The sequence below is a fragment of the Neolewinella litorea genome (genome assembly GCF_004803465.1).
GTDB classification, from domain to species: Bacteria; Bacteroidota; Bacteroidia; order Chitinophagales; family Saprospiraceae; genus Neolewinella; species Neolewinella litorea.
Genome location: NZ_SRSF01000012.1, coordinates 13782 through 39361, shown reverse-complemented (window position 1 = coordinate 39361; position 25580 = coordinate 13782). Strand labels below are relative to the sequence as shown.

Annotated in this window: 18 protein-coding genes and 1 riboswitch; of the genes, 9 read left to right on the top strand and 9 right to left on the bottom strand. The window is 61.1% G+C overall.

The features are described from left to right. Positions 1–33: 33 nt before the first annotated feature. Positions 34–1413: an MATE family efflux transporter gene (locus tag E4021_RS16365; RefSeq protein WP_246050318.1), complete on the bottom strand. Its 1380-nt coding sequence runs from the start codon at positions 1411–1413 to the stop codon at positions 34–36. Positions 1414–1694: 281 nt separating this feature from the next. Here E4021_RS16365 and E4021_RS16360 point away from each other — a divergent pair, with 281 nt between their 5' ends. Both E4021_RS16360 and E4021_RS16355 read left to right on the top strand, forming a co-directional pair. Next, a complete protein-coding gene (locus tag E4021_RS16360) occupies positions 1695–2264 on the top strand; it encodes a hypothetical protein (RefSeq protein WP_136460459.1) in 570 nt (189 codons plus the stop codon). A gap of 75 nt (positions 2265–2339) precedes the next feature. After that, positions 2340–3104, top strand: a complete 765-nt coding sequence (locus E4021_RS16355) for a glycoside hydrolase family 25 protein (protein ID WP_136460458.1) — start codon at positions 2340–2342, stop codon at positions 3102–3104. Here E4021_RS16355 and E4021_RS16350 read toward each other — a convergent pair. From E4021_RS16350 to E4021_RS16335, 4 genes are all read right to left on the bottom strand, one after another. Further along, positions 3061–4161 (bottom strand): homoserine O-acetyltransferase family protein, encoded by a 1101-nt coding sequence (locus tag E4021_RS16350; protein WP_136460457.1) that lies wholly within the window; start codon positions 4159–4161, stop codon positions 3061–3063. The genes E4021_RS16355 and E4021_RS16350 overlap by 44 nt on opposite strands. Positions 4162–4172: 11 nt before the next feature. Beyond that, positions 4173–4652 (bottom strand): DinB family protein, encoded by a 480-nt coding sequence (locus E4021_RS16345; RefSeq protein ID WP_136460456.1) that lies wholly within the window; start codon positions 4650–4652, stop codon positions 4173–4175. Between the two features lie 69 nt (positions 4653–4721). Beyond that, positions 4722–6008, bottom strand: coding sequence for an O-acetylhomoserine aminocarboxypropyltransferase/cysteine synthase family protein (locus E4021_RS16340; protein ID WP_136460455.1), 1287 nt, complete (start codon positions 6006–6008; stop codon positions 4722–4724). A gap of 62 nt (positions 6009–6070) precedes the next feature. Beyond that, complete coding sequence (locus E4021_RS16335) at positions 6071–7612, bottom strand: pyridoxal phosphate-dependent decarboxylase family protein (protein ID WP_136460454.1); 1542 nt, start codon at positions 7610–7612, stop codon at positions 6071–6073. Positions 7613–7621: 9 nt separating this feature from the next. Then, positions 7622–7736, bottom strand: a riboswitch (SAM riboswitch). A 209-nt stretch (positions 7737–7945) separates the two neighbouring features. On the opposite strand from E4021_RS16335, the gene E4021_RS16330 reads away from it, so the two are divergent. Together E4021_RS16330 and E4021_RS16325 are read left to right on the top strand one after the other, a co-directional pair. Next, positions 7946–10009, top strand: coding sequence for an alkaline phosphatase D family protein (locus E4021_RS16330; protein WP_136460453.1), 2064 nt, complete (start codon positions 7946–7948; stop codon positions 10007–10009). Between the two features lie 177 nt (positions 10010–10186). Then, positions 10187–12448, top strand: a complete 2262-nt coding sequence (locus tag E4021_RS16325) for a sodium-translocating pyrophosphatase (RefSeq protein WP_136460452.1) — start codon at positions 10187–10189, stop codon at positions 12446–12448. 1159 nt (positions 12449–13607) lie between these two features. Here the strand turns inward: E4021_RS16325 and E4021_RS16320 are convergent. Further along, the gene (locus E4021_RS16320; RefSeq protein ID WP_136460451.1) at positions 13608–14204 is read right to left on the bottom strand and encodes a Uma2 family endonuclease; all 597 of its coding nucleotides are present in this window, start codon (positions 14202–14204) and stop codon (positions 13608–13610) included. A gap of 754 nt (positions 14205–14958) precedes the next feature. Between E4021_RS16320 and E4021_RS16315 the strand changes: the two genes are divergently transcribed. After that, positions 14959–16110, top strand: a complete 1152-nt coding sequence (locus E4021_RS16315; RefSeq protein WP_136460450.1) for a 5-(carboxyamino)imidazole ribonucleotide synthase — start codon at positions 14959–14961, stop codon at positions 16108–16110. Here the strand turns inward: E4021_RS16315 and E4021_RS18200 are convergent, their stop codons facing one another. Then, positions 16111–16353, bottom strand: a complete 243-nt coding sequence (locus E4021_RS18200; RefSeq protein ID WP_168797660.1) for a YdeI/OmpD-associated family protein — start codon at positions 16351–16353, stop codon at positions 16111–16113. A gap of 1079 nt (positions 16354–17432) precedes the next feature. Between E4021_RS18200 and E4021_RS16305 the strand changes: the two genes are divergently transcribed. The 4 genes from E4021_RS16305 to E4021_RS16290 all read left to right on the top strand — a co-directional run bounded on the left by E4021_RS16305 (position 17433) and on the right by E4021_RS16290 (position 23473). Then, positions 17433–17966, top strand: a complete 534-nt coding sequence (locus E4021_RS16305; protein WP_136460448.1) for a phage tail protein — start codon at positions 17433–17435, stop codon at positions 17964–17966. A gap of 9 nt (positions 17967–17975) precedes the next feature. Further along, positions 17976–18599, top strand: coding sequence for a leucine-rich repeat domain-containing protein (locus E4021_RS16300; protein WP_136460447.1), 624 nt, complete (start codon positions 17976–17978; stop codon positions 18597–18599). A gap of 58 nt (positions 18600–18657) precedes the next feature. After that, positions 18658–19191: a phage tail protein gene (locus tag E4021_RS16295; RefSeq protein WP_136460446.1), complete on the top strand. Its 534-nt coding sequence runs from the start codon at positions 18658–18660 to the stop codon at positions 19189–19191. A 91-nt stretch (positions 19192–19282) separates the two neighbouring features. Then, a complete protein-coding gene (locus E4021_RS16290; protein ID WP_136460445.1) occupies positions 19283–23473 on the top strand; it encodes an HYR domain-containing protein in 4191 nt (1396 codons plus the stop codon). Positions 23474–23702: 229 nt separating this feature from the next. Here the strand turns inward: E4021_RS16290 and E4021_RS16285 are convergent, their stop codons facing one another. Together E4021_RS16285 and E4021_RS16280 are read right to left on the bottom strand one after the other, a co-directional pair. Further along, positions 23703–24875, bottom strand: a complete 1173-nt coding sequence (locus E4021_RS16285; RefSeq protein WP_211097053.1) for a hypothetical protein — start codon at positions 24873–24875, stop codon at positions 23703–23705. A 34-nt stretch (positions 24876–24909) separates the two neighbouring features. After that, on the bottom strand, positions 24910–25518 hold the full coding sequence (locus E4021_RS16280; protein WP_136460444.1) for a YceI family protein: 609 nt from the start codon (positions 25516–25518) through the stop codon (positions 24910–24912). Positions 25519–25580 lie beyond the last annotated feature (62 nt).

Below are 25580 nucleotides of genomic sequence, written 5' to 3'. Positions count from 1 at the left end.
CCCTTCCGCTACTTCGGTAATCCGGCCACCCCTTCAACCCGCCTCGATGCTGCGTAACTCCGATACCCAACCGAGCCGCCACCAAGCCCACTGCATGCCCGCCCGCAGCACCATAAAGAAGAGCAGGCTGCCCCACAATCCGTAGTTGCCGAAGTACTGCCCCACCAGGTAATAGGCCCCCAGGTAGCCGGCCAGGGCCAGCAGCATCGTCTGCCGCATGGCGCGCGCTGCGGTGAGTCCCACAAAGACCCCGTCGAGCAAATAACAGGGCGTGGCCAGCAGACAGAACAGCACCAGCACCGGCAGGTACTGCAGCGTCACAGCCAGGGTGGCGGCCGCACTGGCCTCCGGTGCGAACAATTGCAGCAGCGACCTCCCGCCCATCCAGTAGGTCAGGGCGTACACGACCGCCAGTCCCATGCCCCAGGCCATGATCCGCCAGATGGCGCGGCGCAGTCGGACGGGGTCACCGGCACCGGCGTACTTACCTACCAGACTCTCGGCGGCGAAGGCGAACCCGTCCACCCCGTAGCTTAGCCAGTTCACCAGCTGCAGCAGGATGACATTGGCAGCAACGGTAGCGGTACCCACGTCGAGGGCGTTTGCGCGGTTGTAGAAGAACGCAAAACTCAGCGTCAGGCACACCGTGCGGATGAAGATGTCGCGGTTGATCCGGAAGAAGGCTCCCAGACTTACCTCTTCCGGGGCGGCGGCGCGCGGGTCCGCTGTCTTGCGGGTAAGCGGCCAATTTCGGCTGCGCAGTCCGCCGTACACCAGGAACCCGATCCCCAGCAAGAGTCCGAAATACTGCGCGGCCACCGTACCCCAGGCCACGCCGGCGATGCCCCATTCCGCCTGGGTCACCAAGTAGTAGCTCAGTCCGAGGTTCGCGACGTTGACGGCCAGGGTCAGGATCAGGGGCCACACGGCATTTTGCCGCCCGAAGAACCAGCCCAGCAGTACCATCTGCAGCAGGGCGGCCGGCGCGGCAAGGATGCGGATGAAGAAGTACTCCTCAACCAGGGCCAGTTGGTCGTTGCGGATGTTGAGCAGCCATTCCGTGAAACGGACCAGGGGTTGCTGCAGCAATACCAGGCAGAGGCCGATCCCGAGTGCGAGCACGGCCCCGCGGAGGAGGGATTGGGCCTGTCCGTTCAGGCTGCCCCGCCCGAACGCTTGGGCGGTGAGTCCGGTGGTACCCATGCGCAGGAAACCGAAATTCCAGTATACGAAGTTGAAGGCCATGCTGCCCAGTCCGACCGCCGCAATGTGGGTGCCGCCGAGATTGCCCATCAGGGCCGTATCGAAGCTGGAGATCAGCGGCACGGAGATGTTGCTCAGGATGTTGGGGATAGCCAGGCGCAGGATCTCGCGGTTCATGGGGGCGAAGGTAGCGCGGGGCTTGGCAGACATCGGACGTGTCAGTAGCGACAAGTTGGCAGACGTCCGACGTCTGCCAACTTGTCGGGCCTTGTAATTACTGGTTTTGCTTAATTATTAAGTGCCAAAAAGGAATATCAATTCAAATATGAATGAAATATCAGAAAATATTCACCTGGCACGTCCGACGTCTGCAAAAATGGCAGGACTGCCACGTCCGACGTCTGTCAGCCAACAATTACCAAAACCTTAAGCCACCTTCCCCCGCCACTTCAAGCCATTATCCCGAACTTATCTCCCCAAAGCGCCGCCCAATGAAACACCTACTGTTCCTCCTGCTGATCACAGCCGCTACCCTGGCAACCGGCTGTAAATCGGATGACCCCGCCACCATTACCACCCTGAATTACGACGGGCCAAACGCCTCCGCCCCCCAGCTGCCGCCGGGCCGCAACCTCTTCGCCGCGTACTTTCCGCCCTCGGAGACTCAACCCTATACCGGCCGCACCCTGGACCGGATCACCTTTTACCTGACGCAGGTGCCACTGGCAACCACCGTCGTTGTATTCGGGGAAGGACCCGATAACCGGACGCCCGGTCCGGAACTGTACCGCCGCGATATCACCAGCCGCATCAGCAATACCGAATGGATCGAAGACCGGCTCATACCCGGCATCGAAATAACCGGCGAAGGCCTGTGGCTCGCCGTCGAAGTAGAGCTGGCCGACGGACAACCCTTCTCGGTAGGCTGCGACGCGGGACGCACCTATGATCCCAACGGCGATCTGCTCCTGCTTTCCACCGCTACCCAGTGGGCCAGTTTCAACGACATAACCAGCGAAACCGTGAACTGGAATATTCGCGGCGTACTGGCCGAAGAATAAAATAATTGACGGAGCCATCCCGATTTCGCCGTATTTCGTAGATTAGATACCTGATTCGCTAATCCCCGCTCACTTGTGATCCGTACCCTATCGCTTCTTGGCTGCCTGTGCTGTCTGCTCCTGTCGTGCGACCGGGAAGACGTAAGTATGCGGTATGCCGTAGGCGGACTGGACGTGAGCCGGTACCAGGGTGTGGTAGACTGGGATAGTGTAGCCGAAGCCGGCCATCACTTCGTCTTTATCAAAGCCTCCGAAGGCTGGAACCACCGCGACCTGGCCTTCCGCGCCAACTGGGCCGAAGCCGGCCGGGCGGGTCTCCGCCGGGGTGCCTACCACTTTTTCCTGCCCCACACCAGTGTCGAACGGCAACTCAGCAACTTCATCGACTTGGTTAAGCTGGAACCAGGAGACCTTCCCCCCGTCCTGGACGTCGAAAAGCGTGGCAACCTCAGCAGCACGGAACTCGTAGCCCACATACGCGAATGGCTCACCCTAGCCGAGGATCACTACGGCGTGAAGCCGATCCTCTATACCGGCCTCAACTTCTACAACCGCCACCTGGCCGGGCAATTCGACGAGTACCCATTGTGGCTGGCCCGCTACGGGCACCGGGAGCCGGTCACTGTGTGCGGCCGTCCCTATCAGTTCTGGCAGTACACCGACAACGCCACCTCCCCCGGCATCGTCGGGGCGGTAGACCGCAACGTCTTTACGGGCACTGAAGCCCAACTGGACGCCCTTTGCATCCCCTACCCCGCCAACCACCACGACCCGCTGGCCGTCAGCCGATACCTGACTACACCTCCTCCGATCCCGGCACCGCAAACTTTCGCCCGGTAAGGGCGTCGGTAAAGGCACGCTTCGTTGAGGCATCGATGCGCAGCTGGTCGCTCAGGAAATCACTCAGAAATTCACCGATCTTGACCGCCTCGGTCAGGAAACCGTCGTGCCCGTAGTCGGAGTGCATCACCTCCAGTCGGCTGTTCTGAATGTGGCGGCTCAGTACCGCCTGCTCTTCAATGGGAAAGAGAATGTCGGTGTCAATGCTGATGACGAGCGTCGAGGCCCGGATGCGCTGCAGGGCCTTGGCCACCCCGCCGCGGCCGCGGCCCACGTCGTGGCTGTCCATGCCCCGCGAGAGGGCATAGTAACACAGGGGATCAAATCGCTTCCACAGTTTGTACCCCTGGTAACGCTGGTAGCTGCTGGCCCGGTAGTCGTCGTACTTTTCGCCTTCCTGTTCCGATTGGGTACCTACGTAGGTCCGGTAATGACGGTAGGAGAGCATGGCAATGGCCCGCGCAGCCTCCAACCCTGCCTTACCGGCGCCGGGGGAGTCGGTGCCAAGGGTGGTATCCGCCCGCAAAGCCATGCGCTGGCTCTCGTTGAAGGCGATACCCCAGGCCGAGTGGCGGGCATTGGTCGCGAGCACACACAGCAAATCGAACCGCTCGGGCTCCATACAGGCCCATTCCAGGGCGTGCTGGCCACCCATACTGCCGCCCATCAGGAGCCGGATGCCCCGGATTCCGAGGTGGCCGGCCACCAGGGAAAAGAAGCGGGCATTATCCTTGGTGGTGATGAGCGGAAAGTCCAGTCCGTAGGGGTGCCCCGTTTTCGGGTTGTGGCTCAGCGGACTGGTACTGCCGTAGCAGCTGCCAAGCATATTGACGCAGATAATGAAGTACTTCTCCGGATCGATCGTACACCCCCGTCCCACCAGTCCCGGCCACCAGTCTTCGCAGTCGCTGTTGGCGGTCAGGGCGTGGCAAATCCAGATGACGTTGTCCCGGGCCGCGTTGAGTTGCCCATAGGTATGGTAGGCCGCGGTCAGGGAAGGCAGGGTGGCTCCGGCTTCCAGCGTGAAAGGTTCGTTGATGTACAGGTACTTGGTCAAGGCGGACAAAATTATTGGGCCGGCTCCGCCGGCGTGGAACGCAAAATGCTGGCAATGAGGTTGATCTGCCCGAGGTGGTAGATGTCGTGCTGCACGGCCCCGTCCAGGGCGTGGCGTTGGCGGTAGTAGTAGTCGGGGTGAATCTGATCCTCGAGGGTGCCGTAGTCGAAGGCCTCCACCGCCTGCAGCATCAATTCTTTGGTTTCCGCCAGTTCGGCCAGCATCTCGTCCTTCGATTTGTGCGAGTAGTCGGGCCAGTCCTCCGGTGAATTCAACTCGATCTTCGGCCTGGGCAGGCGCTGGAAACGCAGGGCGCTGTTGCGCCGCCAGGCCACGATGTGCCCGATCAACTGTGCGATGGTGCGGTGGCCCACCGGGCGGTGGAAGTCCGCCTCCGGGATCGGCTCCAGGCTTTCTTCCACGCCCGATCCGAACATGGGCATTTTGCCATGCAATACGCGGTACTGATCCTGATAGTATTCCGGTGTCATGTCGTAGATGAAATGCGGTATTCGGCGGGAGGCACCCCACGGCACCCCCCGACGAACAACCGCCGGTGGTCAGATGAGGTCCAGGGCCTGTGCCAGGTCCGCCTTGATGTCGTCAATGTGCTCGATGCCTACGCTGATGCGCAGGGCGTTGGGCTCCACGCCGGCGGCGCGCTGCTCTTGCTCGTTGAGTTGCTGGTGCGTTGTGGCCGCGGGATGGATAATGAGGGTCTTGGCGTCGCCCACGTTGGCGAGGTGACTGATCAGCTTGAGGTTGTCGACCACCTTCGTGGCGTCTTCTTTACTGCCCTTAACGTTAAAATTCAGGACACCACCGAAGCCGTTTTGCAGGTACTTCCGGGCGTTGGCGTGACCGGGGTGATCGGGCAAACCCGCGTAGCTGACGCTTTCGACCTTGTCGTGATCGCGGAGCCACTCGGCCAGGGCCTGCGCGTTTTCGCAGTGGCGCTGCACGCGCAGACTGAGGGTCTCGAGGCCCTGCACGAACATCCAGGCGTTGAAGGGGGAAGCTGCCGGACCGAAGTCGCGCAGTCCCTCCACCCGTGCGCGGATGGCGAAGGCGATATTTCCGAAGGGGCCGTCCTTGCCGAATACGTCGTTGAAGACCAGGCCGTGGTAGCCGGGGCTGGGGTCGGTGAACTGCGGGTACTTGCCGTTGCCGAAGTCAAACTTTCCGCTGTCGACGATCACGCCGCCGATGCTGGTACCGTGGCCGCCGATCCATTTGGTGGCCGACTGCACCACGATGTGCGCGCCGTGGTCGATGGGCCGGCAGAGGTAGCCCGCCGCGCCGAAGGTGTTGTCGACCACCACGGGCAGGTCGTGCTGCTCGGCCAGGGCGCTCAGGCCTTCAAAGTCGGGCACCAGGAAGCTGGGGTTGGGCAGCGTCTCGGTGTAGATGGCCTTGGTGTTGTCGTCGATCAACTTCTCAAAATCGGCAGGGTCGGTGCCTTCTGCGAAGCGGACTTCGATGCCGATACGCTTGAAGGCCACCTTGAACTGGTTGTAGGTGCCGCCGTAGAGGTAGGGGCTGCTGACGATGTTGTCGCCGGCCGAGGCCAGGTTGTTGATGGCCAGGAACTGGGCGCTCTGTCCGGAGGCCGTAGCCAGGGCCATCGCACCGCCCTCGAGCGCCGCCAGGCGTTTCTCGAAGACGTCCGTGGTCGGGTTCATGATCCGGGTGTAGATGTTGCCGAATTCCTGCAGGCCGAAGAGCTTGGCACCGTGCTCGCTGTCGCGGAAGGTGAAGCTGGTGGTCTGGTACAGCGGCAGGGCGCGGCTGCGGCTGGTTTCGTCGACCTCCTGGCCGGCGTGTAGTTGTAATGTCTCGAAGCGCATGGAAAACAGGATTGATAAAATGAAGAGGGAAGTGAAATCAGTGGCTTACGTGGGCTTGGGGCTTAATTTTTGGGCGGGTTCGCGGGTGCCGGGGAAGTCACGGCGAGCAGGGTTTGCTGGAGCTCGGAAAAGAGCCAGCGCACCTCGCGGTCCGAGATCTGCCAGTTGACGAAGGCCGCGCGCAGCCCGGACCGGCCGTTCAGCGTGACCGGGGAAAGGAAGTAGCGGCCGTTGTCGTTCAGGCGTTGCAGGTACTGCCGCACGAGTTGTGCATCGCCCTGGCGCGGGGCGAAGGCCACGACGTTGAGGCGTACAGGCGCCAGAAGCTCGAAATCGTCGTGCGCGGACAGCTTTTCCCCCAGTTCGTGGGCGGCGGCCACGCAGCGGGTCACGATGTCGCGGTAACCGGCCGCACCGTAGGCCCGGAGGGTGAACCACACCGGCAGGGCCCGCAGGCGGCGGCTGTTCTCCGGACCCAGATTAAGGTAGTTGTAATCCGCCGACCCAACGCCGAGGTAAGCGGCATTGCCGTTGCGGAAGGCGGCGGTCTGCAGGGCCTCGTGGGACTTCCGCACGAACCAGGTGCCACTGTCGTAGGGTACGTTCAGCCATTTGTGGTTGTCTACGGTGATGCTGTCGGCTTCCTCCCACGCCTGCAGGCGACCGCCGGGGTACTGGTCGCGGGCCGGGTCATCCTGCGCGGGCAGCAGGGCGGCGAATCCACCGAAAGCCGCGTCGATGTGCAGCCAGAAGGGATGCTGCTCACGCAGCGCGGCAATGGCCCGGAAATCGTCGAAATCGGCGGTATTGACGGTGCCCCCGCTGGCGATCACGATGGAAGGCTCGTCGGGGTGGAGGGCGAGTAGCCGCGCCAGATCATCCACATCCATGGCTTCCCGCCCCGGCAGGGTAGCCACGGGGACCAGGGCCGCCGTTCCCATACCGAGCATGGCGAGGGCCTTGACGGCGGAGGAATGCGGGGTGGCGGCGTAGACGCGAATCTTCCGGTGCAGGCCGTCGCGGGCCACATCGTGCCCTTCCCGGTCGCCCACCCACTGCCGTGCGGTGGCCAGGCAGGTGAAGTTGCTCATGGTCGCGCCGGTCACGAAGCCGCCGTGGAACTCGACCGGCAGGCCCAGGAGTTCCCGCAGCAGACGGATCGTCTCGTACTCGATGCGTCCGGAGGCGTCGCCGAACCACTTTAGCCCCTGGGGATTTTGGTCGTAGACGCTCGCCAGCCAGTCGCCCGCCAGGGCGGCCGGGGTTACGCCGCCGGTGACGTAGCCGAGGTAGCGGGGGGAGGAGGAAGCGACAACGACCTCGTCGAAGCGGCGGATGCAGTGCCGCAGGGTAGCGATCGCGCCCCGGCCCTCGCCGAATTCCTGATCGTAGATCAGCTGGGTTCCCCGGATGAATCCGCCCCGAAATTGGGTGGGCGGGAGCTGCTCCGCAAAGGGCACACGGGCGCCGGCGCGGCGCTGGGGGAGGGTAGTGAGGAAATGAGTGGACTCTTCGAGGACGGCGGCCAATAGATCGGGCAGGCTGTCGCGGTCGGAAAAGAGGGGAGAAGTGCCGGGAACGCTCCCGGAGGTGGCATGTGGCATAATACAATGGTTTTATAGTCTCCCGCACGGCGGGACAGGCTTTGGCACCTTTTTTCCCGAGCCATCGGGAAAGTGGTTGCCAGGGTTTCACAGAGCCTGATCTCTCCACCCTTCGTTATAAAGTGACCCCCGCACGGCTGCGGGGATAGGGCGGCAAAGATAAGAGTCGATATGCAGAGTTGCAAGAGGTCCGGCGTCGTGTGCGCCGGAGCCAGGGGGCACGGCCTGCCCGGGTGATACGCGGCACCCGCGGCCCCGCCCCCGAAGAAAAGCTACCGTTTCGAAGGGAGTAGGGGAGCGTACCTTTAGGGCAGGTTGCTTTATGCCTCGCCTATGAAAACCATCACCCTTGCCCTTTCTTTCCTCCTGCTGGTGACCACCGCGGCACACGCCCAGGAGGAAAGCCTGAATTTTGAATACGGGAGTACGCTGTACCGTAACAGTCGTCCTTCCGATCCGCCCGGAGGCGAGGTGCTGCAGGAACGCCTCAAGCCCTTTTACCACGGCGTGGCCTCGGGCGATCCGCTGGCCGACCGGGTAATCATCTGGACGCGCGTCACCCCGGAAACCTACGACGGTGAGCCCATTGAAGTGACGTGGGTGGTCGCCCGCGATACCGAACTCAAACAGTCCGTCAAGACCGGCTCCTTCACCACTACCGCCGAGCGCGACTATACGGTCAAAATCGACGTAACGGGCCTGGCGGCGGGCACCACCTACTACTACGGATTTACGGCGCTGGGGGCCAACTCCCTGACCGGCCGTACGAAGACGACGCCGACCGCAGCCAACGTGGACCAGCTTAAATTCGGGGTGGTCAGCTGCAGCAACTACCAGGCCGGCTACTTCAACGCCTACGGGCACCTGGCGGCCCGCAACGACCTCGACGCCGTACTGCACCTCGGCGATTACATCTACGAAACGGCCAACCCCGGCGTAGCCACTGATTCGATCATCAACGAGCGGCCCGTGGATCCGGCCATCGAGGTCGTGAACCTCTTTGAATACCGCGCCCGCTACAGTACCTACCGACTGGATACCCAATTGATGCACGTCCACCAGCAGCACCCCCTGATTGCGGTCTGGGACGACCACGAATACGCCAACAACAGCTACACCGACGGCGCCGCCGGCCACCAGCCGAACCGGGAGGGCGACTGGCAGGCCCGCAAGGCCGCGGCCCGGCAGGCCTACATCGAATGGCTCCCGATCCGCGATCCCCAGGGCGGCAGCATCTACCGGCGGCTGAGCTACGGCAACCTCGTGGACCTGTTCATGCTCGACACCCGCATCGAAGCCCGGGAAATGCAGATCGAAAACGTGCTCGACCCGGCCCTGCAGGCAGCCGACCGTACCCTGCTCGGGGCCCCGCAAAAAACGTGGCTGAAAGACCAGCTGCGGCAGTCGACCGCCCGCTGGAAGCTGATCGGACAGCAGGTCATGTTCTCGCCCTTCAACATCGGATGGGCGGGGGTGGCCATCGACCGCACGTATTCCCAGACCGAAAGTATGTTCCTCGACACCTGGGCCGGCTATCCGGCGGAGCGGAACGAGATGATCGATTTCCTGGAAGACAACGACATCGAGGATGTGGTAATCCTTACCGGCAGTTTCCATTCCAGTGTAGCCTACGAGGTAACGAAGACGCCGACGCTGATCTCCTTCATCAGTTTGCCGGGATTCGACAGCATCCCCCGGTACCGGGCCAGCCCCAGCTACGATCCGGCGACTGCCGCGGGTGCCGTGGCGGTGGAATTCCTGACCCCGAGCATCACCTCGGCCAACTTCGACGAAACGGTGGGCAAGGGCCCCGCCGAGCAGCTGTCGGCCCAGATCAACCAGCCGCTCATCCCCACGCCGGGGGTGAATCTGGGCAACCCCAACCCCCACATGAAGTACGTCGACCTGCTGAGCCACGGCTACTTTCTGCTCGACGTGGGGCCACAGCGGGTGCAGGCGGACTACTACTACAGCAACATCCTGGAAGCGGGGGCCCCGGAGCGATTCGACGTGGGGCTTACCAATCAGCACGGCACGCACCAACTGGGCCGGGCCGCGGCCCCGGCCGCTCCGAAGCGGGTGCAGGACAGGCCCGCCCCGGCCGATCCGCCCCGGATGTCGACGGAGGTACGGTCACCGTCGGGCCTGCGGTTATTGTCGGTGTATCCTAACCCGGTCACCGATCGGCTCTACGTGCAGTACGGGCTGCAAAGCGCGGGGGACACCCGGCTGCGGGTGCTCGACGCCGCGGGTCGGCAGATCGGAACGCCCCGTACCGAACGGCAGTCTGCGGGACTATACACATACGACCTGTATGTGCGTGCGCTACCGGCCGGCGTGTACTTTCTCGAAATTACCGGTGCCGGTGGTCGGGTGGTGCAGGCATTTGTACGGTAAAGTGGCCCGGTAGGAAATGTCTGCCAAGAATCATTACTTTTGGCGTCACATTTCGATCATCGAACTTTTGAAGCGTAGGGCGTTGCCTTTTGTTTTGCCCCCTGCGGCCATCTAGATCGCTTGTCATCGAAGACGGAACCCTTCTTTCTTCAACAACAAGTTAATCTCCTCACTTTTATGGTTTCAACTATACTTACGGCAGTACCCGCTTTGGGTATTCTGGCCCTCATTTTTATGGCCATCCGGTACAACTGGGTGGGCAAACAGGACCCCGGTAACGAGCGCATGGTGCGCATCGGGAACAACATCGCCGACGGCGCCATGGCCTTCCTGCGGGCTGAGTACCGCGTACTGGCCATCTTCGTGGTCGTGGTAGCCGCCATCCTGATGTTCACCGCGGATGCGGCCACTTCGAGCTACATGATCGGGGTGAGCTTCATTTTGGGTGCCATCTGTTCCGCCCTGGCCGGCTTCATCGGCATGCGGGTAGCTACCAAGGCCAACGTCAGAACTACCAACGCCGCCCGGGAAAGCCTCGGTAAAGCCCTCGGGGTCGCCTTCGCGGGTGGTTCCGTGATGGGACTTGGGGTCGTTGGACTCGGACTGCTAGGTCTCGGCGCGCTCTTCCTGCTGTTCCAGGGCATGTTCGTGCCCGATGGTACGGTGGCCGGTACGGCCGAGGCGCAGTTTGCGATCGTCCGGGTGATCACGGTACTCACCGGCTTCAGCTTCGGTGCTTCCTCGATTGCCCTCTTCGCCCGCGTGGGCGGTGGTATCTACACCAAGGCGGCCGACGTCGGCGCCGACCTCGTGGGCAAGGTGGAAGCCGGTATCCCCGAAGATCACCCCCTCAACCCCGCCACCATCGCCGATAACGTAGGCGACAACGTAGGTGACGTAGCCGGTATGGGTGCCGACCTTTTCGAATCCTACGTAGGTTCCATCATCGGTACCATGGTGATCGGTGCGGCCTTCATCGTGCTGCCCGAGTTCGCCGGCAGTGAGATCGGCGGCCTCAACGCCGTGTTGCTGCCCCTGGTAGTGGCGGGTATCGGCATCGTGGCTTCCATCATCGGCACCTTTTTCGTTCGCGTGAGCGAAGGTGGCGACCCCCAGAAGGCCCTGAATACCGGCGAACTCATCGCCGCGGCCATCATGCTGGTGCTTACCTACTTTGCGGTTACCACCATGCTGCCGGCCGAATGGACGATCACCTTCGACGGACTCGGACGGCCCCTCACGGATGCTCAGGGCAATGAAGTGATCTTCAATTATACCTCTACCGGGGTATTCGTTGCCATCATCCTTGGCCTCGTAGCGGGCCTTGGCATCGGCTACATCACCGAGTACTACACGGGTACGGGCACGAAGCCCGTGCAGGGTATCGTGGACCAGTCGGCCACCGGTGCCGCCACCAACATCATCGCCGGCCTTGCCGTCGGGATGCGCTCTACCGCCCTGCCGATTCTCGTGCTGTGCGCCGCCATCATTGGGGCGTACTACTTCGCCGGACTCTACGGTATCGCCATCGCCGCCGTCGGTATGCTCTCGAATACGGGCATTCAGCTGGCCGTTGATGCTTACGGACCCATTTCCGACAACGCCGGCGGTATCGCCGAAATGGCCAAACTGCCCAAGGAAGTGCGGGAACGCACCGACAAACTCGACGCCGTAGGCAACACCACGGCCGCCATCGGTAAGGGCTTCGCCATCGGCTCCGCCGCCCTGACCGCCCTGGCCCTCTTCGCCGCATTCATGCAGACGGCCGGTATCACGACCATCGACATCTCGAACCCCTACGTCATGGCCGGCCTCTTCCTGGGGGCCATGCTGCCCTTCCTCTTCAGTGCTTTCTCCATGGAAGCCGTGGGCCGGGCCGCCAACGACATGATCCAGGAAGTACGCCGCCAGTTCCTCGAGATCCCCGAGCTCAAAGCCGCCCTTGAGGTGATGCGGCGCGCCGGTCACGACGAATCGAAGTGGTCGCCCGCCGACAAGGCAACCTTCGACGCCGCCGACGGCAAGGCCGACTACGCCAAGTGCGTGGAAATCTCTACCGAAGCCTCCATCCGCGAGATGGTGATGCCCGGACTCATCGCCGTATTGGCCCCCGTGGTGGTCGGATTTGCGCCCCGCCTATTCGGTGCCGACGTAGGTGCCGAGATGCTGGGCGGACTCCTGGCCGGAGTAACCTCCGCCGGTGTCATGATGGCCATCTTCCAATCGAACGCCGGTGGTGCCTGGGACAACGCCAAGAAAATGTTCGAGGAAGGTGCTTCGGTACAGGGTACCCTTTACTACAAAGGTTCCGACCCTCACAAGGCGGCCGTCGTGGGTGATACGGTAGGTGACCCCTTCAAGGATACTTCCGGTCCCTCGCTCAACATCCTCCTCAAACTGATGAGCGTGGTTGCCCTGGTGATCGCGCCCCTGCTGTAGCGACGGCTCCAGCCGTTCCGCTGCTCCAGATACTGCCCGACCACGAAAGTTGCCGGTCAGCGTAGCCCCCCGACAATTTGATTGTCGGGGGGCTTTTTGTTGGTGGAGATGACGAATCACCGTAGCGACGGCTTGAGCCGTCTAGCTGCATGGGAGGCTGGCAGCAAGGCGGAGGAATCGGGCTGGAAAGCCCTCAGCCCGTTATGTAGCGACGGCTTGAGCCGTCTAGCTGCTTGGGAAGACTGGCGGTGGGGCGGAGGAATCGGGATTAAAAGCCCTCAGCCCGTGTAGCGACGGCTTGAGCTGTCAAGCTGTTTGGGAGATTGGCAGTGGGGCGGGGGAATCGGGCTTGAAAGCCTTCAGCCCGTGTAGCGACGGCTTGAGCCGTCAAGCTGTTTGGGAGATTGGCAGTGGGGCGGGGGAATCGGGCTTGAAAGCCCTCAACCCGTGTAGCGACGGCTTGAGCCGTCAAGCTGCTTGGGAGGCTGGCGGTGGGGCGGAGGAATCGGGCTTGAAAGCCCTCAACCCGTTATGTAGCGACGGCTTGAGCCGTCAAGCTGCTTGGGAGGCTGGCGGTGGGGCGGAGGAATCGGGCTGGGAAGCCCTCAGCCCGTGTAGCGACGGCTTGAGCCGGCAAGTTGCTTCGGAGACTGGCAGTGGGGCGGGGGAATCGGGCTTGAAAGCCCTCAGCCCGTTATGTAGCGACGGCTTGAGCCGTCAAGCTGTTTGGGAGATTGGCAGTGGGGCGGGGGAATCGGGCTTGAAAGCCCTCAACCCGTGTAGCGACGGCTTGAGCCGTCAAGCTGCTTGGGAGATTGGCAGTGGGGCGGGGGAATCGGGCTTGAAAGCCCTCAACCCGTGTAGCGACGGCTTGAGCCGTCAAGCTGCTTGGGAGGCTGGCGGTGGGGCGGAGGAATCGGGCTTGAAAGCCCTCAACCCGTTATGTAGCGACGGCTTGAGCCGTCAAGCTGCTTGGGAGGCTGGCGGTGGGGCGGAGGAATCGGGCTGGAAAGCCCTCAGCCCGTGTAGCGACGGCTTGAGCCGGCAAGTTGCTTCGGAGACTGGCAGTGGGGCGGGGGAATCGGGCTTGAAAGCCCTCAACCCGTGTAGCGACGGCTTGAGCCGTCTAGCTGCTTGGAAAGACTGGCAGCAAGGCGGCTCAAGCCGCGGCTACGAGCAGATCGTCCACGGCAAAATCACCCAGTTGCAGACTGGAAAAGGTGCTTCCTGCTTTAAATATTTCCTGCTTTGCGTAGGTGCCCTCCGCCGGGAGGGGGTCGGTGAATCGCTCGATCTGCTTCTCGTAGATATTGACGATCCAGTATTCTTCTATGGCGGCCACGGCGTAGGCTATCTTTTTGGCCGTGCGGTCATGGTTAAGCGTGCTGTCGGAAACCTCCACGACCAGATAAAGATCCTCGGGAAAGGGATGGCGGTCATACGATTTAAGTGGACCTTTTGCTACGTAAAGGTCGGGTTCGGGTTCCGAATCGTCGATCAACGTTACGGGGTTCTGAATGCCGACCGTGTAGTTTTCCTCGGGCAAAATGCGCGTGAAGTGACGCAAAAGGTTGTTGACGGTCTTTCCGTGTAAAATTCCTACAGGAGACATTTGCACCAGTTTTCCAAACAACAGTTCCACCCGATCGTATTCGTCCAACAACCCCGCCTCCACCATCTTGTGGTAGCGGTCGAGGGTCCAACGCATGGTGGGCAGCTGGGCGATAGTTTCCGCGGCGGTAAGTAACTGTGACATGGCAGGCAACTTGGTACTAAGTTAACGCAACCGGAGTTGCTTAAGGTTTTTCAGTTAGCCGTGGGGTGCATTCTGGATACAGGCGGCGTTGCGGTACGATCGGGCTTGAAAGCCCTCAGCCCGTTCCTGTAGCGCCGGCTTGAGCCGTCACGCTGCTCGAAAAACTGCAGCAAGGCGGCTCAAGCCGCCGCTACGAGTAAATCATCGACAGCTTGAGCCGTCAAGCTGCTCGAAAGGCCGGCGGCGCGGCGGTGATATCGGGCTTGAAAGCCCTCAGCCCGTTCCTGTAGCGCCGGCTTGAGCCGTCACGCTGCTCGGAAGACTGGCGGTGGGACATTGAAATCGGGCTTGAAAGCCTTCAGCCCATGTAGCGCCGGCTTGAGCCGTCAAGCTGCTCGAAAAACTGCAGCAAGGCGGCTCAAGCCGCCGCTACGAGTAAATCATCGACAGCTTGAGCCGTCACGCTGCTCGAAAGGCCGGCGGCGCGGCGGTGATATCGGGCTTGAAAGCCTTCAGCCCGTCTAGCAACGGCCTGAGCCGTCAAGTTGCTCGAAAGACTGGCAGTGGGGAGGTACGATCGGGCTTGAAAGCCCTCAGCCCGTGTAGCGACGGCTTGAGCCGGCAAGTTGCCTGGGAGGCTGGCAGAGTGGGGAGGTACCATCGGGCTTGAAAGCCCTCAGCCCGTGTTGACCAACCACGCAAAGAAAACGGATTCCCGATATCGTGTTTCCGGTACGACAGCTACCTTAGCTCCATGTCCAACTTTCCCAAACTAGGCATCCTCGGCGGCGGCCAACTCGGTAAAATGCTCTGTCAGGCGGCCAGCGAGTGGCACCTGCCCATCTACGTGCTCGACCGCGACGAGAATTTCCCCGCTGCGCCCTACGCCACGGTATTCCAACACGGCGATTTCCGCGATTATGAGGACGTGATGGCCTTTGCCCACGGCCTGGACGTGCTCACCATCGAGATCGAGCACATCGATACCCGCGCGCTGCACGAATTGGAAAAAACCGGGGTGAAGGTCTACCCCCAGCCCGCCGTGATTGACCTGATCAAGGACAAGGGTCTGCAGAAACAATTCTACGCCGACCACGGCATCGCCACCACCGATTTTCAGCTGTTCGGTAGCAAGGAGGAGATCATACGGGCGGTGAACGCGGGTGCCGTGCAACTGCCCTTCGTACAGAAGACTCGTACGGGAGGCTACGACGGGCAGGGGGTGTCCGTCATTCGTACGCGGCAAGACCTGGAGCAGCGGCTGCTGGAAGGGCCGAGCCTGATCGAAGACCTGGCCGATATCGAGAAGGAGTTGGCCGTGATCGTGGCCCGCTCCGCCACGGGCGAGGTCAAGGTATTCACTACCGTGGAAATGGAATTCCACCCCACCGCCAACCTGGTAGAGTTCCTGATCTGTCCGGCCGCCCTCGACGGCGATACCGACGGTCGCGCCAGCAAACTGGCCGTCGACGTAGCCCAGAAGATGGAGATCGTAGGACTGCTCGCCGTCGAACTCTTCCTGACCCGCGACGGTGAACTGCTGGTCAACGAGGTAGCGCCCCGCCCCCACAATAGCGGACACCCCACCATTGAGGCCTGTGCCACCAGCCAGTACGAACAGCACCTGCGTGCCATACTCGGCTTGCCCCTGGGCGATCCCCAGCTCCTGCGCCCCGCCGCCATGATCAACCTGCTCGGAGAGGAAGGCAGTCGGGGCCCGACCCGCTACCAGGGCTGGATGGACGTGCTCGCCATCCCCGAAGTACACCCCCACCTCTACGGCAAGGCGGAAACGCGGCCTTTCAGGAAAATGGGTCACCTGACGGCCCTCGGCGATACGGTGGCGATGGCCCGCCAACGGGCGGCCCAGGCCAAAAGTCTGCTCCGGATCGTCGCGGCAGAGTAGCTAGCGGTCGTCGATGCCCTTCCCGTCGAGAATGTGCGGGATGTACCGCTCGACCCGCGCCACCCGGGTCTTCGCCTGCTTGGCGGAGGCAAAGTGCATCAAATAAGCCCGTTGCCGGCCCGGCGTGAGGCTCTCGAAGGCGGTCTTCAGCTTGGGGGAGGCATCCAGTTGCACCTGGAACTCTTCCGGCACCTCCAGTTCCGAAGGATTCAGTTTCCTGACCTTCAGACCGGCCCTTTCCACCTCCCGGGCTGCCCCGGAGACAGGATTCCAGGGTAGCCTGGTATTGCAGGATCTCGTCCAGGCTTGGTGAATCGCATTTGCCGCATCGCCTGCCGATGCTCGCGAGGCTGGATTAAGCAGGCCGCGCGGGTTCATCAGCAAGGCCGTTTTGAAGAAGATGAGGGCGCAGTAATTCTTCAAGCCGGCAATTACCACCGCGTTTACCCACCCACAAGATGCCGTATGCAGCGGTGAACCCCCATGGTGGAAAATAAATAATCAAAGATGTGAGGGAGGTTATTGACTGGTGTAGTTTAAACACCTAATTTTAAAGTGGTATTCCATAGGGATTGAACCTCATCCTGGACATTTGGGATTAGGTGGTAGACGCGTACTACTGCCCCGTTAGATTCCTGTAATTAATATTTTGATCCAGGATCCCTTTCCGCCGCCCCCGCCTTAGTCTCAATTTCAGGCATGCACTGTCTATCCGAGCCTTCACGCCGGGAAATTTTCTTCACGAAGCATTGATCCTGTAGTACACCCGCTGCCGTCCGCTGCAAGCCGGAGGATAAGCCAGCGTGCGTCGAGTCGAGACTACAGCCGATCGCACATCATCAACCTGGGCCGCCCCCGGTGGGACCGTTTACGGTAACGGTACCCCGACCGTTCTGGTCAAACCCACGCCTCTGCTCTACGGCCTCCGTAGGCTTGCTGCTCCTGTTGGTGGACCGTTGCAGGAATTGAATTGACCGAAAGCATCACCATAATCATGTATTATGAATAGAAGAACATTAGTCTCTTGTCTGGCACTTACGGCGGGATCCCTGGTCACCGGGGGGCTTGCCGCAATGAACCGGGGTGCCGGTACGCAAGAAGCGGATTTACTCAAAGCGTTTCGTGCCCAACTGCTGGAGTACCCGGCTATGACGCCGGATATCCTGGACCGGCTGGCGCATCCGGTGCAGGTACTGAATCGCCGACCAGGGGGTCTCACTTTCCTCAATGCGGACGGAAAAACAATTGCTCTGTCACTCCATAAGGGACGGTTGCGCGCGGCTACCTACTGAGCTTACTTCACTTCCTTAAACCATTATTTCATGGAACCCTTTATTGGCCAGGTACAGATCTTCGGCTTCAACTTCGCGCCCCGCAACTGGGCCAGCTGCGATGGACAGCTCTTGTCCATTCATGCTTACTCCGCAGTATTCGCGCTGCTGGGTACCACCTTTGGTGGCAACGGCAGTACCACCTTTGGCCTGCCCGACCTGCGGGGTCGGTCTGCTGTACATTACGGCTCGGGCCCCGGACTGAGCCCGGTCAGTTGGGGGGAAAAATCGGGTCGGGAGTCGGTAATTCTGATCACCTCCAATCTACCCAGCCACAGCCACGATGGCACGCTTAAACTGGGTGCCGGACCGGGACTGCTGGCCACCGGCGACGGAGCTTACCTGGCGGCCAACTCCGCCGGTGAAACCATTTTCACTTCAGTAGCCCCCGCTGCCGGCCAGCTGGCGGCCAACCAATTGGCTGTTAGCAACACCGGGTCGAATCAGTCCTTCGACATCCGCAACCCGTACCTCGGCATCCTCCACGCGATCGCGCTGGTAGGCATTTTCCCCTCTCGCACTTAACTCCCCGGCATGAATTTCATCATCAAAACCACGTCTTCGGAACTGCAGCGCGCCCGCGGCTGGTGGCGGGAGCTGGAACTGCAATGGAAGATGGCCTACAACGAGGTGGTGTTTGAGTCAGGGCCCACCGCGGAGCCTCCCCACGACGATCAGCTGATGCTTTTGTTGCTGAACATCGATACCCTCCGGTTCGCCGGGCCGCTGGCGATGCACCCCAACGTCACCACACCGCTGACCAACCTTTCCGGACTGATACCCCTGTATCACCTGCGTTTCCTTTCGGTATCCGATATGGCCCTGAGCGGTGTGACGGAGCTCGTCCGCCACACCGAACTGCGCCACTTGTTTCTGCATAATAACCGGATCACCTCCCTGAAGGGTATCGAGGGAGCTACCCACCTGGAATCGCTGTTCGTGCAGCATAACCGACTGACTTCCCTGGCACCCGTAGCCGGCCTGACCCGGTTGCACACCCTCTATGCTACCCATAACCACCTGACAAGTCTCGCCGGACTGACGGAAGGTCACGCGGACCGCCTGCGACATTTCCACATACTACCCAACGACCATCTGCCTCACCGGGAAATTATTCGGTTGCAGAACGGTGCGGGCATCCTCTGCCGAACGGGCTGATCGACCAACGCTCTGCTGGTTTACCGACCTTATTTCACTCACTTCACCCTTTTTCAACATGGAACCATTTCTCGGACAGGTGCAGGTATTCGGATTCAACTTTCCGCCGCGCGGGTGGGTCCTCTGCGAAGGGCAAATTTTACCCATTAGCCAAAATCAGTCGTTGTATTCCTTGCTGGGTACGCAATTCGGCGGCAATGGAACGACCACCTTCGCCCTTCCGGACCTGCGCGGCAGACTGGCGGTGCACAATGGGCAGGGACCAGGGCTCGCCAGTATACAAATAGGAGGACGCGGCGGACGCAGCGATGTATTGCTCACGGTGAACAATCTGCCCGCGCATAATCACCAGGGAACCCTTCGTATGGGGGCGGGTCCCGGTCTGGAGGGAGCAGGTGAAAACAAACACCTGGCGGTCAACTCCGCCGGAGAAACCATATATACCAGCGTTCCCCCCGGCGCCGGACAGTCGGGAGCTGGAACGCTTTCTATTGCCAATACCGGCGCTAACGTACCCTTCAATATCAGGAACCCCTTGCTGGGGATTGGCTATTCCATGGCCGTTGTCGGCCTTTTTCCAAGCAGGAACTGATACCTGAACAGCTTATCCCTTTACCATAGGCCAGTACGCGCCCGCGGCACCCCACACACTATCTGAGTGAACAAACATAAAGTTTCAAGCCATGAAATGCTTTACTACCCTGTTCCTGCTGCTGATTTCTCTGGCCCTGTCCGCACAAGCGGGAACCATAAGGGTAGTGGCACCCTGTTTCGGGCCCGATACCGTTAATTTCTCCTACGACGCTACGGTAGACGGCCGTAACCAGTATATCGACGACGATGGGGACCCAACGACCAATTCCAGCCTTCGTATTGCCTATAACCCGCTATTGATGCGCTGGGAGATCCGCGTCATCAATGATGCCCAGTTCGTCTTCTACGCAACGGGAACGAATTCCTTTGCCCCCGATCCCCCCAGCAGCCTCGCAGCCACTTACCATGGGACCAACCTCTGCCCGCCGCCGCTGGACGCACCCGTTTCGGTTACCGGCACCGGCACGCAGGATACGGCCGGACCGGACCCCTGCAGCGCCGCCGGCGGTGATGACGACAACGATGGCGTTTGCAACGATGTCGATGCCTGTCCGGGTTTTGACGACAAGTTGGACCGTGACGGTGACGGGGCCCCCGACGGCTGTGACCCTACCTTTGACGGCGTCGCGGTGACCAGTTATTGTTTCGGAGGTATAACCCTGGATTTCGTTCAGACGGGTACTGATCATACCGGTCGAAATATTTATACCAATGCCCTGCAAGGGATGGAGGTGGCCTTCAATCCAACTGCGGTGCGGTGGGAAGTGCGCGTGGTTTCCGACCCCGCCACGGTTTTTTATTCCAATAGTGTAGCCAGCCTCCCCGACCCGCCCTCCAGCACTTTTGAGAGCTATACCGGCGAGGGCTTATGCTCCCAGACCGCCACCGTCACCGGCGGGGGGACACAGGATACCCGCTGCCTGGTCGATGAGGCCAGTTGCGATGACGGCAATGACTGTACGACAGACTTTCTGGACGTCGATTGTGTATGTCAGAACGTGGACGATACACCTCCGGAGGCTCTTTGTCAGGACGTGACGGTATACCTCGACGAATTCGGAACCGCCACCCTTACCCCGGAAGCCGTGGATATGGGCAGCAGCGACGATTGTGGCGCCGTGACGCTGTCGCTCGACCGCACCCTGTTTACCTGCACCGACCTGGGGGATGTAAACCTCATGGTTACCCTTACGGTCACCGACGGGGCTTCCCTTACCGATGAATGTATGGCCCGGGTAACCGTGTTGGATAACCTGCCCCCAGCAGCCTCCGACCCGGCGACCTCCACCTACGCCTGTGATTCGGACGTCCCCGCTCCCGACCCGGCAGTGGTGATCGGCGAAGCAGACAATTGCGGCCCGGTTCAGGTCAGCTACGTAGATGAAACGGACAACGGCGCCATCGGCAACGCCGCCAATTCGCGGATCATCGTGCGGAGATACCAGGTCGCTGATGGTTCCGGCAACGCTGTTGAAGTATTCCATACCATCAAGGTTATTGACGATGAGCCGCCGGTCATTACCTGTCAGGATGTGACCCTAGAGCTGGGTGCGGATGGCACCGTACAATTTAATCCTCTGGTGGATGGCCCGGGTGTGGTGTCACAGACCGACAACTGTGGTTTACCGGGAGGCGTAGGTTTCACGGGACCTACAGTTTATACCTGTGCGAACCTTGGTCCTAATCCCATTACCATCTTCAAAAATGATATTAATGGCAATCAGACCACATGCACTATTACCCTTACAATTGTTGATACCAATTTCCCCTGCAACCAGCCGCCGGTCGCCAGCTGCCAAAACATCACCGTCCCGGCCGACGCTGACTGTCAGGGAACTGCGTTAGCCCAAGCCTTTGACTTCGACTCCACGGATCCCGATGGAGATCCCCTGACGTTCAGCGTATCGCCCGCCGGACCCTATGGCCTGGGCGTGACGAATGTCACCCTGACGGTAACCGACGATAAAGGCGCCGAATCGACTTGTACGGCGACGGTGACGGTGGTCGATGAAGTACCCCCGGCCGTTACCTGCGTAGCTACGCCCCAGAACCGAAATAACGATCCCGGGGAATGCTTCTACACGGCGCAGGGTACGGAATTCGATGCAACGGCTACGGACAACTGCGGGAACTTGACCATCACCAATGACTACAACCACGGAAGTACCCTGGCAGGGGAACGATTCCCGGTTGGGACGACAATGGTAACCTTTAGTGCCAGCGATCCTTCCGGTAACCATAGCGAGCCCTGCAGTATTGAGGTAACGGTGACGGATATTGAATTCCCCACTGCCAGTTGTCAAAACGTGATCGTGCAGCTTAATGCAGCGGGCGTAGGCACGACGACGGCCGAGGCGGTAAACAACAGTTCAAGCGACGCCTGCGGCATCGCCGAAATGAGCCTGAGCCAGACAACCTTCGGTTGCGACGACCTCGGCCAGAACCCGGTCACACTGACGGTGACCGATGTCAACGGCAATTCCTCCGTATGCAATGCTATCGTTACGGTACAGGACAACATACCCCCCACAGTGCTCTGCCAGCCCATCGACGTCTTCATGGGGCTCGGTGGCAACTATACGCTAACCAACGATGACATAGACGCCATCGACGCAGGCAGCACCGACAACTGCGCCGTGAGCAGCCTCTGGGTCATTCCCAATAACTTTAGTGCATTGGGCACTTTCAACGTTACGCTAACTGCTCAGGATGCAAGTGGCAACTCGGATGACTGCCAGACGACGGTAAGGGTACTCAAACGCCCGACCACGCTGGTCTACCAGGGGGAGGAGTCGGTGCAGTACTCCGATACCGTGGCCCTGCAGGCACTGTTGACCGATGACCTCTCCGGAGGTGGAATTGCCGGCCAGACCGTGGTCTTCACGATTGGCGACCAAACGGTGTCGGCCACTACCGAGACGAGCGGCGTGGCTACGGCCAGCCTGCTGATCGACCAGGAGCCCTCGGCGGGCTGTGATTCCGATCCGGTCAATGGGTATGACGTGGATGTCACCTACGCCGGAACGGCTACCATGTACCAGCCCAGCTCGGACGAGGACATCCCCTTCACCATCGAGCCCGAAGATGCGCGCATTACCTACACCGGCGCGTTGTTTGTGGCTACGTCCAGCAAGAACAGCAGTACGGCTGACGTATTGCTCAGCGCCACGATCCGGGACATCAGCCTTACGCCGGATGCCAGCGGGGATACGGCACCGGGAGATATCGGCTACGCCACGGTCGATTTCATCGATCGGGATGGTGGCGTGATCAACGCCACACCGATTCCGGTCGTGCCGATCGACCCCGGCGACCCCACAGTCGGCATAGCGGTCTATACCTGGGCCGGCGTGGATATCGGCAACGCCGATTCCGAGAGTTTCGCCATCGGTATACGGGTCTGCGGCTACTACAGCCGGGACGCGGTGGAAGACGACGAGGTCATCACCATCTCCAAACCGCTGGATAACTTCGTGACCGGCGGCGGGTACCTCATCCTCGAAAGTTCGGCCGGGCCGCTGGCCGGCGATGCGGGCTCGAAGAACAACTTCGGCTTCAACATCCGCTACAACAAGGCCGGTACCAGGCTGCAGGGTAACATACGGACGCTCATCCGGCGTACGGAAGCCGACGGGGTGCGCCACACCTATCAGGTGAAGGGCAACAGGATGACTTCGCTGGCATTTGATCCAAACTCCGGACAAGCGATATTCTACGGCAAGGCCAACGTCCAGGACGTCACCGATCCCAACAACCCGGTCTTCGTATTTGGCAACGGCGATTTCCAGGTCGTGATGACCGACAACGGCGAGCCCGGCGATATGGACCTGATCGGACTGACCCTGTACGACAACGACGGCGGCCTGCGCTACGCCAGTCACTGGGACGGCACCCAAACCGTCCAGCAGCTGCTCGGCGGAGGCAACCTGCAGGTGCACGCCGGCAAAGGCGGCGGTGGCGGCAACCGGAAGGCGAATAACAAATCCGCGAATGACGGGGACGATAGGCCGGCGAGTGCGGTGGAGGTAAGCCCGCAGCTGGAGGTGTACCCGAACCCGGCGACAGGCTCGGTCAAGGTTTCTCTCACGGCACTTCCCTCCGAGACCCGGATTATCCTGTTTGATCTGCGCGGCCGGAAGGTGTGGGAACGTGAAGTGGAGGCGGGCGAATCGAGCCTGATTATCGATTTATCCAGTGCCCATTTTGTGCCGGGTGTATACACCCTGAGCGCAATAGGGGAGTGGGGCCTCCAGACCCGCCGCTTGCTGATTCAGCGCTAACCAAAGCAGCTAAAGGCGATCATCCAAACCCGACTCCGGGCTTCCCGTTTCGGGGAGCCCGGAGTTTTAAATTTTGCCGGTTGCCAGCAAAACAGGCGTTGGCACCCGCGCCCCGCCGCCCCTCAGAAGCTGATGCCTGCCTCCAGGTTGATGCCGCTGAACTCGGCACCGGCGAACCTTCCCGTCCAGGCCGGGCCGGTGTACCGCTGGCTGACGTACTCCACCTTGGTCACGATGTGGGGGGTGAGGAGCCAGCCCCCCCGTGGTTCAGGCGGTTGATGGTGAGGTCTTCCGGGTCGCTCTCGGTGCGCTTGCCGCGGACAGTATTGTAGCGGCCGGCCAGGTAGAACCGCTCGCCCCGACCAAAGCGGTACACGACTTCACCGGCCAGCTGGGTAAACGCACCTTCCCGGTTGCCTTCCGGCGTGGGAATGTTGTTGTTGCCCGCGGCGCGTTCGAGGATCCCGAAAAACTCGAGGCCCCGGTACTGGATGAAGGGGTTGAGCTGTACGGCGACCAGCTTGGTGAAGCGGGCGTTGAAACGGCCTTCAAAGTCGCCGCCCTGGGTTTGCCCCAGGCTGTCGGCCACCGTGTGGAGCACCCCGTAGTACCGGCTGCCGGAGCGGTCGCCCCCGTAGAGCCAGGTGCCGGTGGTCTGTCCCGGATTGGTGTATACGGATACCGTAAGCCGCATCCGGAGCTCATCGTTTACCCGCTGGTCGATGCCCGCCTTGGCGTAGAAGGAGGGGTGGTTGTCGCTGCGGTCGTTGACTAACACATTCTGATTGAGCTTGCCGTTGGTGATGCCGATGACGGCCAGCAGTCCGTGGTGCTGCAGGGTAACCTCGCCGAAGGCTTCGGTGGAGAAGGCATCCATGAGGTAGTTGCCCACGAAGGGGTTGTAGATGACCCGGGCGTTGTCCGTCCGGCGGAAGTGGGCGTCGCCGTAGTTGAATTCATCCATCCCCACCCGGAGGGTGGCCACCTCCATGAGGCCCGCCAGGAAACCGGGGGCGATGAAATCGAGCTTGTCGACCTGCAGGTAGCCGCCCCTCACCCAGGCCTCCGCGTGGTGGCGGGAGGAGAGGTAGGTGGTCAGGTGCATCCGCAGGCCGTCGGACAGCTGCACGTCGAGGTTGAGGTTGGCGGTGGGCAGGTTGAAATTGGTGCCGAGCTCTACCAGGTTGCCGGCGTCGTTGCTTTGGCCGAGGCCCTGGAACTGCATGGCGAAGTCTCCGCCGACGCGCACCGCCACCCGGTCGAAGGGCAGGGTATCCGCCTTGGCGGCTTCGAAGGTGGTCAGCCCGTACTGGTCGTTCGGACGGAAAAACTGCAGTTGGCCCGGCTGGGCGGCCAGGGTGGCGGCCAGCGTGCAGGAGAGGAACAGGAGTATGGTTTTCATCACGTCGGATTTATGGCACTACAATAGCGGGCGGCTAGGCGCCCGGTGATTTTTTGAATACGACGGTAAATTCCAGGGTCATATCGTCCCCCGTTTTCATCGCCCCGAGCATGAAGCTGGGCGGCGTGACCCCGTAGTCGGTCATTTTCAGTTCGTGGGTGCCGCGGGAGGTGATGGTGCCGTTGTCCCCGACGACCAGGCGGACTTCCATCTTGATGTCGCGGGCGGTGCCGGCAATGGTGAGCCGGCCGCGGGTCTGCAGCCGGTAGCCGTCTTGTACCCGGGACAGGGTAGAGGAAGCCAGGACGTAGGTGATCGAGGAGTGGGCTTCGGCATTCAGGGCGCGGTGGGCGTTTTTGTCCAGCCCGCGGTTGCCGCTGCACAGGTCTTGCACCTTGAGGGAGAAGGCCATTGATTCCAGGGCGGACAGGTCGCCTGTACCATCCGGGGTAAAGGCGAATTCCACCGCTCCGGTCACCGTAGTGGCCACCATCTGCCAGTCGTGAAGGGTGGAGGTGCCCCGGAGTTGGAGTTCCGTCCCCTGGCTGCTGTCGATGAGGTAGCGCGTCTGCGCATGGACTTGGCTGCCCGTCAGCAGCAGGTAAAGGAACAGGAGGCAAAGGGGGGCGGTCGGTACATTCATCGTTGGTCAACTTACTCCGGGGCCCAGGCGCTGGGAATCCGGATAAGCAGACCAAAGGGATC

Bases quoted from the DNA above. Each gene is read 5' to 3' on its own strand.
- E4021_RS16365 (WP_246050318.1), bottom strand. From the start codon at position 1,413: ATGTCTGCCAAGCCCCGCGCTACCTTCGCCCCCATGAACCGCGAGATC.
- E4021_RS16360 (WP_136460459.1), top strand. From the start codon at position 1,695: ATGAAACACCTACTGTTCCTCCTGCTGATCACAGCCGCTACCCTGGCA.
- E4021_RS16345 (WP_136460456.1), bottom strand. From the start codon at position 4,652: ATGACACCGGAATACTATCAGGATCAGTACCGCGTATTGCATGGCAAA.
- E4021_RS16340 (WP_136460455.1), bottom strand. From the start codon at position 6,008: ATGCGCTTCGAGACATTACAACTACACGCCGGCCAGGAGGTCGACGAA.
- E4021_RS16335 (WP_136460454.1), bottom strand. From the start codon at position 7,612: ATGCCACATGCCACCTCCGGGAGCGTTCCCGGCACTTCTCCCCTCTTT.
- E4021_RS16330 (WP_136460453.1), top strand. From the start codon at position 7,946: ATGAAAACCATCACCCTTGCCCTTTCTTTCCTCCTGCTGGTGACCACC.
- E4021_RS16325 (WP_136460452.1), top strand. From the start codon at position 10,187: ATGGTTTCAACTATACTTACGGCAGTACCCGCTTTGGGTATTCTGGCC.
- E4021_RS16320 (WP_136460451.1), bottom strand. From the start codon at position 14,204: ATGTCACAGTTACTTACCGCCGCGGAAACTATCGCCCAGCTGCCCACC.
- E4021_RS16315 (WP_136460450.1), top strand. From the start codon at position 14,959: ATGTCCAACTTTCCCAAACTAGGCATCCTCGGCGGCGGCCAACTCGGT.
- E4021_RS16305 (WP_136460448.1), top strand. From the start codon at position 17,433: ATGGAACCCTTTATTGGCCAGGTACAGATCTTCGGCTTCAACTTCGCG.
- E4021_RS16300 (WP_136460447.1), top strand. From the start codon at position 17,976: ATGAATTTCATCATCAAAACCACGTCTTCGGAACTGCAGCGCGCCCGC.
- E4021_RS16295 (WP_136460446.1), top strand. From the start codon at position 18,658: ATGGAACCATTTCTCGGACAGGTGCAGGTATTCGGATTCAACTTTCCG.
- E4021_RS16290 (WP_136460445.1), top strand. From the start codon at position 19,283: ATGAAATGCTTTACTACCCTGTTCCTGCTGCTGATTTCTCTGGCCCTG.
- E4021_RS16285 (WP_211097053.1), bottom strand. From the start codon at position 24,875: ATGAAAACCATACTCCTGTTCCTCTCCTGCACGCTGGCCGCCACCCTG.
- E4021_RS16280 (WP_136460444.1), bottom strand. From the start codon at position 25,518: ATGAATGTACCGACCGCCCCCCTTTGCCTCCTGTTCCTTTACCTGCTG.